The 13,849-nt window shown below is 31.3% G+C and carries 12 protein-coding genes; all 12 read right to left on the bottom strand.

The features are described from left to right. Positions 1-1,065, bottom strand: coding sequence for a glycosyltransferase (locus tag M890_RS0106965; protein ID WP_028282842.1), 1,065 nt, complete (start codon positions 1,063-1,065; stop codon positions 1-3). Further along, a complete protein-coding gene (locus M890_RS0106960) occupies positions 1,065-2,186 on the bottom strand; it encodes a glycosyltransferase (protein ID WP_028282841.1) in 1,122 nt (373 codons plus the stop codon). The genes M890_RS0106965 and M890_RS0106960 overlap by 1 nt, the downstream gene beginning before the upstream one ends. Next, complete coding sequence (locus tag M890_RS0106955; RefSeq protein WP_084553582.1) at positions 2,186-3,190, bottom strand: glycosyltransferase family 2 protein; 1,005 nt, start codon at positions 3,188-3,190, stop codon at positions 2,186-2,188. Before M890_RS0106955 ends, M890_RS0106960 begins: the two co-directional genes overlap by 1 nt. Positions 3,191-3,196: 6 nt before the next feature. Next, positions 3,197-4,222 carry an exostosin domain-containing protein gene (locus tag M890_RS0106950; RefSeq protein WP_028282839.1) on the bottom strand — a complete coding sequence of 342 codons (1,026 nt, stop codon included), beginning with the start codon at positions 4,220-4,222 and terminating at the stop codon, positions 3,197-3,199. Continuing rightward, entirely contained in the window at positions 4,215-5,768 is a 1,554-nt protein-coding gene (locus tag M890_RS0106945) for a glycosyltransferase family 2 protein (RefSeq protein WP_028282838.1), read from the bottom strand. The genes M890_RS0106950 and M890_RS0106945 overlap by 8 nt, the downstream gene beginning before the upstream one ends. Further along, the gene (locus tag M890_RS0106940) at positions 5,765-6,721 is read right to left on the bottom strand and encodes a hypothetical protein (RefSeq protein WP_028282837.1); all 957 of its coding nucleotides are present in this window, start codon (positions 6,719-6,721) and stop codon (positions 5,765-5,767) included. The genes M890_RS0106945 and M890_RS0106940 overlap by 4 nt, the downstream gene beginning before the upstream one ends. Beyond that, complete coding sequence (locus M890_RS0106935) at positions 6,721-7,878, bottom strand: glycosyltransferase family 4 protein (RefSeq protein ID WP_028282836.1); 1,158 nt, start codon at positions 7,876-7,878, stop codon at positions 6,721-6,723. The genes M890_RS0106940 and M890_RS0106935 overlap by 1 nt, the downstream gene beginning before the upstream one ends. An 80-nt stretch (positions 7,879-7,958) precedes the next feature. Further along, positions 7,959-9,353, bottom strand: a complete 1,395-nt coding sequence (locus M890_RS0106930) for a glycosyltransferase family protein (RefSeq protein ID WP_028282835.1) — start codon at positions 9,351-9,353, stop codon at positions 7,959-7,961. A gap of 15 nt (positions 9,354-9,368) precedes the next feature. Then, complete coding sequence (locus tag M890_RS0106925) at positions 9,369-10,244, bottom strand: N-acetylneuraminate synthase family protein (RefSeq protein WP_028282834.1); 876 nt, start codon at positions 10,242-10,244, stop codon at positions 9,369-9,371. 8 nt (positions 10,245-10,252) lie between these two features. Then, a complete protein-coding gene (locus tag M890_RS0106920) occupies positions 10,253-11,407 on the bottom strand; it encodes an acylneuraminate cytidylyltransferase (protein ID WP_028282833.1) in 1,155 nt (384 codons plus the stop codon). Between the two features lie 94 nt (positions 11,408-11,501). After that, positions 11,502-12,404, bottom strand: a complete 903-nt coding sequence (locus tag M890_RS0106915; protein ID WP_028282832.1) for a hypothetical protein — start codon at positions 12,402-12,404, stop codon at positions 11,502-11,504. A gap of 2 nt (positions 12,405-12,406) precedes the next feature. After that, positions 12,407-13,846: an MBOAT family O-acyltransferase gene (locus M890_RS0106910; protein ID WP_028282831.1), complete on the bottom strand. Its 1,440-nt coding sequence runs from the start codon at positions 13,844-13,846 to the stop codon at positions 12,407-12,409. Positions 13,847-13,849: the final 3 nt, after the last annotated feature.

Below are 13,849 nucleotides of genomic sequence, written 5' to 3'. Positions count from 1 at the left end.
TTATTTGTAAGACTTTAAAATTATTTTAATTGTTTCTTTTTCGGAATAATTATTATAAATGTGTTTATGAAACTTCTGAGAATAAATTTCCCTTATATCTTTATTTTCAATATAAAATTTCAAAGCATTATAATACATATCTTGATTACCTGCTTTTACTACTAAACCATTAATATTGTTGGTAATTACTTTAGCACATTGTCCAACATCTGTAGCTATAACGGGTAAACCGAGTAGTCCATATTCTAGTAATGATAATGGTAGCCCCTCAGAACTAGATGATAACACTCCTATCTGCGCTTGTTTCAAAATAGAGGATGTATCCATACAACTACCATAAATATAAATACTTTTATTGAGATTTAAATTAGTAATCAGTGTTTTAATACTTCGTGAATATTCATCATTGAAATCCTTTCCAACTAAATGTAAAGTCCAATCAGGAAATGCATTAATTATTCTTCCAAAAGCGTTTATTAGTAACTCGTGATTTTTATCTGGTCTAAAATTTGCTAAGCATACAATTTTTTTATTTTCGACCCCATGTAATCTTGTTTTTATAATATTGGAATTATCCATTGGATAATTTCGCAAGAAAATAACTTTTTTAGTGAAAAGATTTTGTTCTGCCCATAATTTTAAATCATTATTTACAACAAAAACTCTTGAAAAAAATATTGAACATAATTTTAAAATTAAAATACTTTTTAACCCACAATTAATTCGGTTTCCAAAGTGATCATGCCAAATTAATTTAAGTTTAGGTGTTAGTATTCTTACAATTGTAGCTAAGAAATAAGATGAACCATGCGCATGAATAATTTCAATATTATTTTTAATTATAAATTTTCTTAATCTTATAATAGCAACAAAATCTATGGTACTTCTTTTTTTCAAAAATAAATAAACAACATCTTTACTTAAACTCTTTTTTAAAAGACCTTCTTTTCTTGTAGCACATATATAAGATCCATCAATATAATTAACAAGCGCATTTGCATAATTGACAGCAACACGCTCTGCGCCTCCTGCTTCCAAGCTATCAATTAATTGTAGTACTTTCATTAGTTAGAGGTTAATAAACGTTTTATTTCTGTTTCAAAAACATCTAAAGTGTACTGTTGTGACCATTCTGAAGCTTTAATGGATTGTTCTCGCAAATGCGCCTTATCTAACAAACAACTTTCAATTTTGTTAACTGAAGACTCTAAATCAGGTGCTATCAAAAGGCCTCTTTTTCCATTATCTAACATATTTGGCACACAAGATATTGGTGTTGCTATTGGTATGACACCATAAAACATAGCTTCGGCTAAGGCTTTTGGCCAACCTTCGGACTTTGATGCTAATATTGAAAAATGTGATTGTTTTAATGCAGCTTTTATGGTTTCATTGGTTTGATTTCCGTGGAAAACGATATAATTACCTAAATTATTTTGATCTATGTATTGCTGTAATTGTTTTTTTAAAACGCCTTCTCCATATAATGCTAAGTAACTTGGCATACCTCTGTTAATTAAAGCTTCAACAATTTGTATGGCCAACAATGGGCGTTTCCCTTCAACCAGACTGCCAACAAAAATAAAATGTAAGTCAGCAGAATAATCTCTTAAACAAATCGCTTCTCGGTCTTCATTTTTAAAGGTTGCTGTAAAAAACGACTTGATGTTTTTAGTCTGATTGAGCCACTCACCATAAACTAAAGCAGTCATATTTTTAGTCAAAGTGGTGTTTGAGAGTATTTTTTTTTGAAGGGTATAACTTAAGGGTTGTTGAGCGTTTGGATCCCAATTACCTGCATATTTTGCGGTTTTTAATTTCTTTGGAAAAAAAACCTGAACCATACAACCTAGTAAACCAATATTTCCGGGACACCTTAAATGAATATGGTCTGCACGCTTACAAGCCCAAAATAACCTATATAAAATAAATGGAATCGCTAATAATGATTTCAACCCACGACTAAAATTAATAAATGCTAGTGATGGTATTGGTGTAAATTTAATTTTGTTATGCTGATAATCTATATCAATTTCAGAAATTGGTGTAGCTGTTGTTGGTGCAACAATCTCTACCTCATCTACATAATTTAACCACAAATTCATTTCACGTACATAAGGTGCATAAGCAAACCATTGCTGTGCTTTTGGTTTATGAAAAACATGTGTGATAATTAAAAATCGCATTATTTAATTTTAGGTTTGTTAAATATAAGCGAAATCAATCCAACCATTCGACCTAAAGTTTCGGTTAATGCTTTTTTATGTTCTGACGTTGTAATAACATTTGTCGCTCTAATTAATGTTAGTAGCACAATCGTAGCATAAAATTTAAATCTAGCAACAAATGTAGGCTTAGGATATTTGATACGCCAAACATACCATCCATTTCTGACGACCATCATACCATAATTAAATTGATTAGGCCTACCAGATTTGTCATGATAATGATAAATTTTAGCTTTAGTAGATATTATATTTTTACCATATTTCAAAGCTCGTAAACTATAGTCTGCATCTTCATATAGACCATAACCTTCAAAATAAGTAGAAAATTTTATATTGTCAAACACAATTCTCTTAAAACTAAAAGACATTCCGACCAATAAATCTACTTGATATAATTTATCATTAAGTGGATAACTATACGTCCTTCCATGTGAAAATGTTGGCATTATACCTGGTAAGTTTGGTGATTGTAATCCAAAATAATTACGAACAACGTTTCTAGTACTCTCTTTTATTATATAATCCTCTAATGAATAATACAATTTTTTATTGTAAACATGGTTAGGGCTTTGACGTTTCCATCTATTTTCGTTTACTGCTACACCTCCAACTCCAGTTATCTCATAATCAACATTAAAAGCCTCTATAACTGCTTTAAAATAATCACGATCTAACACAGTATCATCATCCAAAAAACAGACAATATCAATCGATTTACCAACTTTGCTAATACCAAAATTACGTTGCTTAGTTAAACCTCTATTAGCTTCATCAACTTTAAAATAACTAAGACTATGGAATGTATTTTCACTTAAAACTGATTCAGTTTCAGAATTGGTAGAGCCATCTATGACAAGAATTTCATTAGGATACAATGTCTGCAAGGCAACGGAATTCAAAAGCTTAAGGATAGCTTCTGGTCGCATATACGTGCAAATGACTAATGAAAAAGATAAATTCATGAATTACTATGTAGTTTTAAACTGTTTATAAATTTCTAAAAAATAAGCGTCCCGCTGCAACGTATTAAGCCATAAGTTGCGATTAGAGCGTTGGATATTCTCAAATGCTGATGCAGTTAAACAATTATGATATTCTAAAATTTGATCTGCTATTGTAATGTGACTTGATGCGTTTATAATTAAACAATGTTTTGTCCAATCTATTTGATTACTTAGTGGCAACCTACAATCTGTATTGAGCAAAATAGGAATGCGTCCTACAGCCAAAGTTTCGTAAAATCTAACCGAAAAATTCCCAACACCTCTAATGCAAAAAGTATAGGCGTTGTTAAATAGATTATCGTAAAATTGCTGAGTAGTCTCGTGTTGGGTTTCAATAGTTTGTGAGCCTGCTCTATATTTAGTTCTAAGTATAAAATTGGTTTCTAAATCTTTATTTACAGCTAGTCGTTTTAAATAGTTGGCACGCTTTACGCTTGATGGGTAAAACCTCTGTTTATCTGCTAGTATTTTGTTACACTTTCGTTTGACTTGATATTTTAAGTGGTTGGTATAGTCTTTAAAATATTTTAAAACGCCAGATTGTGCATGACCAACAAATCCAATATTTGGTTTATTTGTTTTTTTTAAAACAGTAAAACCTTGCGTCAACACGGAAGCATACGGATCGTTTATAAATGAAGGCAAAACATAAGTGTTTGCATCCATTTTACTATCAAAACCACCTAATCTAAAGGTGTAACTATTAGGTATAAAATTGGTAAAACCATAATCTCCTGCAGTATAAATCCATATAGGAAGTTTTGCTGTGTTAGCAGCTTTTAAAAGCGCTAAAAAGGGTTCTCTTTGTTTTAAAAATACTGCATAATCTATTGGTAAAACGACAATATTTGCATCATTAACATTAGAAACGATACTATACATTTCAAGTAACTTTTGGTGTTGCTTAAATACCAAATCAAATAACAACGGAAAGACTTGACGTCGATACGCTTCGGTTAAAAAATTAGTATTTGTGTATAGTTTAAGCATTTGGGTTTTGATGTAATTTGTAACTCCAAAATTGACTACGTTTCCATTGCTTATTATAATGGGTAATATAGGTCCATGGGTTTTTAATATCACTATTTTTATAGCTGCGTAAACCTAATAATAATTTATAACCTAATAATTGTTCTGGTGTAAAATAAGTTTGATACAACAACTGTATGGTTGGTGACGGTTTAGGAACAATGTTATCTTCTGACCATGGATGATTAACTTTAGTGCGATAACCTCCAATTGGTGCTTTAAGATGGTCTATTTTTATGTCTGCAAAGTACACCACATCTTCGCCTAGTTGTCGTAACTGCATTCCAAAATCGGTGTCTTCGCCATAGTTAAACTCATAGTTTAAATTAAACTTAACTTTTTGGATTAAACTAGATTTAATAATACTATTTCCTGCCCCAAAAATACTAGTCTGTGCTGTTTTTAAATAGGTTTGCACCTCATTTTTCTGCAGATAAACTGTTGTACCTACTTGGACACCATATTGACCTGTTCGGTTAAATAAAGTCTCAATTAATTTGGAGTCAAATCTATTATCATCATCTCCTAAAAAAGTCCATTCGCTGTCTACTTGAGATAAAGCTAAATTACGAGCATTGCAAACACCTGATTGATGCGTAAAGGTGTGTTTAATTGTAAAAGGCCAGTCTTGATTGTTTAAATAATTTAATTCTGACACAGATCCTTTTAAAGGATTTTGCTCTACAATAATAACATTTTTAGGCAATAGCGTTTGGGCAGCTAAATCTTTTAAAACATCGTATAAATATTGTTTTCTACCAATGGTTGGGATGATAACATCAATCTCGTGTTTACTAATTACAGTTTTGGTCGACTGAATTGGTATCACTTCTAAATTAAATGTTGTGCTAAGTTGTTTATAAAACAGGCTTTTGATTAATGGTAAAAGCGTTATTTTTTTTTCATAAACAAGATAGGATAGGCTTAGAAAAAATACCCAAACCCATTTGTAATGTTGCTTTACAAATTTAAAAGTTTCATAAATCGAGCCTTGTTTTATTTCAGCTGTAGCTGAAAAATTTCCTCGTAACAATTTTGGTTCAGAATAACAAAACAACCCTTCAACCATTGCTCGTTTAGCTAACGAATTTATAAAATAATCAAAGTTTATATCAAAATTTAAATCGTTTGAAAGTGTATTAATTACGGAAGCATGTACACCTCCAACACAACTTGACATCATCCAAGTTGGGTAAGTCACTTTTTTATTCACTTTAACATAAAATGAACGTTCCACATACCCTATTTGTTTTTGCAAATAAAAGTTAGCGTTAGGATTATAACTGGCTAAAACGCGTTGATGATGGAATAATGAGGGAATGGCATTAACATCTAAAACATTTAAAAAGGCCACATTACACCAAACAATTAATACATCAGGAAATGTCGTCGATACATCATAAATAGTTTGGGTTATAGAATTACCAACAGCAATTCTTGTAATAGTTTGCATTTTAGCATCCATTACTTGAGTTGTTTTGTATTTATGATGAACAATAATTATCATGCTTCTAATACTTCAAAATTAGCTTGACCAACAATTGCAGCATATTTAGAAAAACTACTACTATACATAGGCTTTAGGTTTAAAAAGTAAACCGTATCGCTTTTGGCAATCATAAAAAAATCAATTAATGTTTTTAAATGACCATCTGTATTATTGTTATTATTAAAATTATCCATGTGAAACGGTTGACCTTCTATACTACTAACTTGTCCTTTTTGTTTAGCAAATTTGATAAAATTAATACTATCTGAAAACACAAACGCATTTTTGTTATGCGCTGCCTTAACTCTGTTAATAATAGTCAATAAATTGTTACACAAATCGTCCTGCTCGTCCACAGATAAAACTTTAGTAGTGGTATCTTTAAAATCTCCCATTAATGTTGTAAATCGTGAATGAAATGAAATAAATGGTGTTGTTGCAATTGCATTTAATTTAGCTTCCAATAGTTCACTTTTTTTAAATAATTGATTAAAATCAGCGCGCCATTTATTCTCTAATTGTTCTGTGTTTAAATCGGGAAAATTAGTTTTACTATAATCTATATTTGCATACACATAAAACTGTTTGGCTTTGGAGTTTTTAATTAGTTTTAATGGGTTAGCATCAAAATTATTTACTAAATACAAGGTTTTGGTTTTAGTTGGATGCCATCTCATTTTATTTATATCAATCTGCCAATCCTCATTATTTGGTTGCAAAAAGAGGCTTAATTCAAATGGATTATTAAAATTAATTTTAAAATCGTAACCCAACGTTTGTGCTATTTGATAAAAAGAGATAATGCCTTTTAAACGATCTACTAATCCACCATGCGGAAACAAGCCATCAAAGCAAACTATAATTTGCTTTTTCTTAGGTGGTTTCAAACTAAAGTACTTTATATAGTGCGCAAATAGTTTAGCCTTTTTGTGGTTTTTACCTAAAAATTGTTTTATTTTTTTTAAAGTCATTAAGCTTTAGCGTCTAATAATACTGATTTATAAAAGGTAATATTTTTATCTGCAATACAATTAATATCGAAAGATAATTCAGTTTTTTTTCTAGCAGCACGACCTATTGTTACTGATAAATCAGGATCTTTAAATAATCTTAATATGGTTTTACTGTAAGTTTCAATATCCGAAGGATGCACCAAAAATCCATTGACACCATCATCAATCAACTCTTGTGCCCAACCAATGCTAGTATTTACTACCGGTTTTTGCAAAGCCATACTCTCTATAGTAACCATACCTAAAGTTTCTGCAAAACTTGGAAATGTACAAACATGGGCTTTTTTAATATGTGCTTTAACATCACTGTAAGGTATTTTACCTAAATACTCTACATTTTGTTTAGCTTGATCTGAAAAGATAGACTGCATTAAAGCAAAAGTAGACCTGTGTCCAGTCTTTATGTCTGAAGCATCACCTCCTATTAATTTTAATTTAGCGTTAGGTTCTGTTTTTAAAATTGTATTAAAGATTTCAGCTAGCTCTAAAACACCTTTTTTTCTGATAATTGTACCAATGTATAAAATGGTTTTTTCTTCGTAAATTTTTGGTGTTTGATTCTCAAAGTGAGTTAATTGTATACCATAATGAATAGTTTTTATTTTTTTTCGGTTTAAACCAAAAATCTTAGCAGTCTCTTGTCCTGCAAATGTTGTTGGAGCAATATAAGCTGATGCTTTCAATAAACCCATTTTCTCAAAGAGAAAATTTTTAAACTTTTGTTTGCGTTTATCTAATTTACAAAAGTAAGCATCACTTCCATGTAGTCTAATTACCAACGGAATATTAAATTTCATAAAAGCTGTAATACCAGTCCAATCTGGTGCTTCAATTAAATCTACAGCTTCAGACTTAACTACTTTATTAATATAATACTGAAGCTGTTTTCTATAAAAATACCAAGTAAAGACTTTGTACTTTTTTTTCTTAATTAAATGAATCGTAACACCTTGGTCATCTATAATAGTGTCTTCATTTTGATGATAAACAAAAATAGTAACTTGCTCACCTTTATCAACTAAAGCAACTGCTAGATTTTTTATACTAGTGGCTATTCCCGCAGCGTGAGACACTTTAGGATGTGGATACTCTGATGTTAAAAAAGCGATGTGCATGAATTGGTATTTATGAATTATTTTTTAGACTAATCTCACTAAGATTTATAATTCCTATTTTTTTTTAAAATATAAAAAGTTTAATTAAGTATTACGTCAATTGCCTTCCAAATATTTTCTGAGGCTTTAGTGGGTGTGGTACCAACAATTATCTCGTACCATCTTTTTCCTTCTGCCACATTTGATAATTGACCATCTAATATTTGTTTTACTAAATGGTCCAAATCGTTTTTATCGGTACAAAACACTGCTGCTTGATGGCTTGGCATACTTCTAAAATGCACGTAGTTATAGTTTTGACCTATATCTCTAATCCCTTTTTTAAGTTGGGGTTGCTCATAATTATAATAAATGCATGCTTTATCATGCGCAACAAAATCAAAAACTGTTGATGAACAAACATTTGTTACAAACTCTGAATGTTCGCAAACATTATACAACATTTTAAAATCTTCCTTTGCTGGTAATACCTGGTTCCATTGGTCACCTATTGGCTTCCAAATGGGATCTAAAACCTCAATAATATCTTTATTAGCATGGATTACAGCATCGTATCTGGTTGTAAAATCCACGGGACACTTTCTGTAAATAACACCTAAATTTTCGCCTTTAGCATTTAAACGCCTTACCGTATTTGCTAAATCTTCTAAATAATATTGGTCTAAAGGTGACGTCGTTTCGTCATCACCAGAATAACAAATATATTTTTTATTTACGTCTAAATTGTATTGCTTAAAAAAGTCTGCTCGACTTTGTTTTAAGCTAGTATCATAATGTGGTTCAAACTGCGGTGTCCCTGTTACAAACACTTGTTCTGCTTTTACAAAAGGATAATATTGTAAGACTTCGCGCTTCATGTGGTCACTCCAAACGCAATAATAATCGGTTTCCAACACTTGCATCGCTTTGGGTACATTATCCCATGAGTAAACAAAAGCAACCGTAGGAATGCCTAAATCTTTAGCAGCTAACAACGCACTTATAGATTGTGTGGCACGTTGTGTTGTACAAAATATTAAATCTGGTTTATGTTGTTGTAATTGTGCTTTACAATAGGCGTATTTAGGATTTTGACGCTCTAATGTATTTATTTTTTGTCTGATTTTTTCAACACCTTTTTCTGAAGAATATAACCCTATGAGTAACTTGGTATATAAACTTTTAAGCGTGTTTTTTACACCTTTATAATTAAAAGGAAACTTATAAGTAGGATACACGTCATCATTAAATTTATCCTGAGACACATTCAATTCGGCTCGCTTTCTAGCACGAGAATAAATTGGTGTTAATGGATGGATTTGATGATTATCTATCTTAACTTCATTAAAACCTAAATGGTCTTTTAACGAAAAAACAGTATTATTCCAATATGTGATATCAAAACCATGCTGTTCTCCAATAGATTTAAAGTCAGTAAAGGCAAAGTTGCGCAAACCAACACCATCAGGAAAAAAGACGAATACTTTTTTTTTCATTATAATAAAAACAGATTATCCTTTTTGATTTTTTAATTTATCTCGTTGTACTTGCTCTATGGGCAAAATGTCTTGGCTTTTAAATGTTAATGCTTTATGCACAGCATTTAAATCTCTTGATAATTTACGTAAACCCATAGGCTCCAATGACGCAGCATGATCCGTTCCTTTCCAAGTACGATCTAAGGTATAATGACGCTCAATAATTGGTGCACCTAAGGTGTAAGCTGCAACATCTACTGCAATACCTAAATGATGTCCAGAAAAACCAATATGTTTAACTTGGTTACCGTAGTTTTCAATCAATAGATTAATATCTAATAAACAAACATCTTCAAAGGGTACTGGATAGCCAGAAGTACAATTGTATAACACTAAGTCTTTAGCTCTGTTATGTTTACTGAATAATTGTACTAAATCTTCAATTTCAGACTTGGTCGTCATTCCTGTGGAAATATGAAGTTCGCCTTTGTAATGTTCACATAACCATTTTAACATGGTAATATTATTATTACAAGCCGAAGGTATTTTGATAAACTTTGGTTGTAATGAAGCAATCTCTTTTGCTGATGTTAAATCCCAAACAGAGGTTGAATAATCAATCCCAATAGATTCACAAAAAGTCTTAAGCTCCTGATGTTGCGCCACATCAAACTCTAAATACTCTCTATGTGCACCATAAGTATCGCCATACGAGTTGGAAGGATTTGGGTGTGGACTATTATATTGTTCTTCCGTTAACAACTCAATATTATGACGCTTCTGAAACTTGACAGCATCTACATTACAAAATATTTTAGCCATTTGGATTAACTCTTTAGCAATTTGCATATCGCCTTTATGGTTACATCCAATCTCTGCTATGATGTAAGGTTTTTTGTAGGTATTCATGTATTTACTTAATATCTTTTATTATAATTTTTTATAAACTGACAAGCTTCTCTAATAGCGCCTGCGCCAGATGGTTTTGATAATACAACATCTGCTATGGATTTAATTTCGGTCATGGCATTTTGTGGTGCTAAGGACCAACCAACACTACAAATATTGGACATATCGTTGACATCATCACCTACATAAGCCACATTATTTAACGAAAAGCCTTGTTGTTTTGATAAGGTTTTAAGTAAGGTGTATTTATCTTTTACGCCTAAAAACACTTGCTTAATTTGAAGCTTCTGCATGCGTTTTGTAACCAACTCGGATTGCTCACTTGTCATAATCATAACCTCAACGCCAAATTGCCTTAAAATCTCTAATCCCATACCATCACGCATGTCAAAGCTTTTAGTATGTTCGCCATCCTTGGTATAGGTTATAGTTCCGTCTGTAAAAACACCATCTACATCTAATACTAAATGTGTAATTTTTTCGGCTTTTTTTAATTGTTGTTGACGTGCTATTAAAAGGTTTTCTACTATGATCCAATCGGATTCCGTATCAATTTCGTGCAAACTATCCTCTGGCATTTTAACAATACCAATGTTATCTCCTAATCTATTTTTGTGTGCTTGCAACACCTGCTTAGTACAAGTGTAAACTGCGCCATTCTCAATTAACAAGCCTTCAAAATCTTGACGTCTTGGACGCTTGTTGGGATTGTAGTTTATAGCAGTACCATCTGCTTTCCATAAAAAACGATGGGTATTTACAACGGTTAAGGCGGAATCTTTTCCGTTATCCAAAGCGGTCAAACAATTATTAATGTCTTGTGCTGTGGTAAAAGGTGACGTGGCTTGCAACAAACAAAATACATCAAAATCGTAGTGTATTTTTTCTGCAAATTCTAACATAGCACTTTCAGTGGACGCAGTATCAGTCGCACTACTGTCACTTCTTAATAGTCCTTTAATTTTATCTGTATAGTGGTATTCTTTTGTAATAAAATCTAATATGGATTGGTCGTCTGTATACACATAAACCACATCTAAATTAGAATGTAATGCTTCTCCCAAAACCCATGTATACAAAGGTCTTCCAACCATTTTACGTTTGTTTTTACCAGGAATACCTTTTGAGCCTTTACGTAAAGGAATAAAACCTATCGCTTTCATATATTGGGTGACTTTAAATCTTTGTAACAAGTGCTAAAATACATAATTTAACAGCGAAAATCTTTCAAAACGTTAATAAAATAAAGCAATCTTATTATTTATTTGAATTTATAAATTCACTGATTTCTGAGGTAAAAATTTTGGCGCCATCACGTATTAAATGAGATTCATCAAAATAAATAGACTCATTTTTATATATAGGATTTAAGGTGTCATAAATTATAACTGAATTTTCAGAGTTATTTAATTGATTAAAACGTTTCATAAACCCAAAATCAAATGCTTTATAATTTGGAGGAAAAACGGTTATTAGCTTAATGTTATTTGTTTGACATAACTTTTGAATAGCTTTAAAAGCTTCAATTTTTTTAGGATTTTCATTGTTGACTTGATAAATCAGTTTTTCATCCTGATACTCCAATGTTATTGGTCTTTTTATTGGGTTTGGCATAGAGCCACAATCTGTTAAAACCTCATTAGGTAATACTTTTTTCTTTTTAGTTGAAAAATCTTTCCTATTAAGCCTTAATAAACCAAAAATTTTCGAACCATAATTTCGCTTACCTCTAGCTATTAATTTATTGTTTATATAATTGTATTTTGAAAATGGAAATAATAAGTCATCTCTAAAAAACAATGGGTTACCCTTTGCAAAAGTGTGTTTATGGTCCAAAAGAAGTAATACTTTTTTGGGTGATGGATTAAATTTTAGATAAGTTTCCAAGATAAATAATTGAAAAAGGATATCTACACCTTTATATGACAAATTATAGCTAGACAAACCTGTTTCGTCTTCTAACTGACAAGCTAAAATATTATTTACACCTCTAGAAGAGCCTATAATAATTAAATCTTTATTAAAACTTCCTGCAACTATTTTTTCTAAACGCCTATCATGTTCTTTTTCTGGTGCTTTATTAATAAAATACCAACTAGCTTTTTCCAATAAAAAGAAAATTATAAAAAACGATAACAACGTAAATAAAAAACGTTTCATGCTTAAAATTGAAAATATATAAACTCTTGCTGATTATCACTGCTAAAAACAAAAATTATAGCGATTATAATCATATAAAAAGCCCATCTAATAACCCTAGATTGTTTAAGCAATAACACTTCAATTGCATAGTGTTGACGTCTTCCAATCCATTCTATTCCTATAAAAAACAGAATGAGCACTAGTAAATTAGTTGGCCTAATGGTTGGTAAGGATAATAAACTAGAACTAAATAGACCTTTTAAATAGGTTACTGCATGAGTAACGCTTTCTGCCCTAAAAAAGACCCAAGCAATAACGGTTAATCCAAAAGTAAGTCCCATTTGCACTAGCTCTATAATGCTTGGTAGTTTTGAATCTTGAGCGACCACATTTAAATGTGTCCGATTACGTTTGGCCAATAATAATGGTAAAAAGTAAAGTGCGTTTAAAAATCCCCAAATGATAAACGTCCAATTGGCACCATGCCAAAACCCACTGACTAAAAATATTATAAACGTGTTACGCACTTTCATCCAAGTGCCACCTTGACTGCCTCCTAATGGAATGTATAAATAATCCCGAAACCATGTGGATAAGGATATGTGCCAGCGTCGCCAAAACTCGGCTATATCTCTTGAAAAATATGGAAAGGCAAAGTTTTGCTTTAAGTCAAAACCAAATAATCTTGAAGTACCAATGGCTATATCAGAATATCCTGAAAAATCACCATAAATCTGAAAGGTAAAAAACAACGCACCCATTAACAATGTGCTTCCCGAATGCTCTGCCGAATTATTAAAGATCTGATTGGCATACTCTGCACAATTGTCTGCAATAACGACTTTTTTAAAAAATCCCCAAAGTATTTGTCTACATCCATCCACAGCTTGACTGTAATGAAATTTACGCTTTTTATAAAATTGTGGTAATAAATGAGTCGCACGTTCTATAGGACCTGCCACTAATTGTGGAAAAAAACTAACAAAGGCAAAAAACGAAACGATATCTCTTGTAGGTTCTAGTTTTCGTTTATAAACATCTATGGTATAACTTAAGGTTTGAAAGGTGTAAAAGCTAATACCAACTGGCAAAATAATATCTAACGTGTTGGGCTGAATTGGACTCCCAAAAAATGAGAAAGCTTCAACAAAACTGTCGATAAAGAAATTATAATATTTAAAAAAACCTAAAAAGCCTAAGTTTACAAGAATACTGGACCACAGTAACAACTTTCTTTTAGAGGGTTGTGCTGTATGGTTTAATTGTAATCCAATGGTATAATCCACAAGAGAACTAAAAACAATTAAAGATAAAAAACGCCAATCCCACCAGCCATAAAACACATAACTAGCCACAACTAATAACGCATTTTGAAGTTTTAAATTTTTATTAGTTACAAACCAATAAAGTATAAAAACTATTGGTAAAAACAGGGCGAAGTCTAGGGAGTTAAAATACATTTA

This window comes from Olleya marilimosa CAM030 (genome assembly GCF_000518485.1).
Classification (GTDB): Bacteria; Bacteroidota; Bacteroidia; order Flavobacteriales; family Flavobacteriaceae; genus Olleya; species Olleya marilimosa.
Note: the sequence above shows the minus strand (reverse complement) of the source record. Positions and strands in the feature narration are given on the sequence as shown.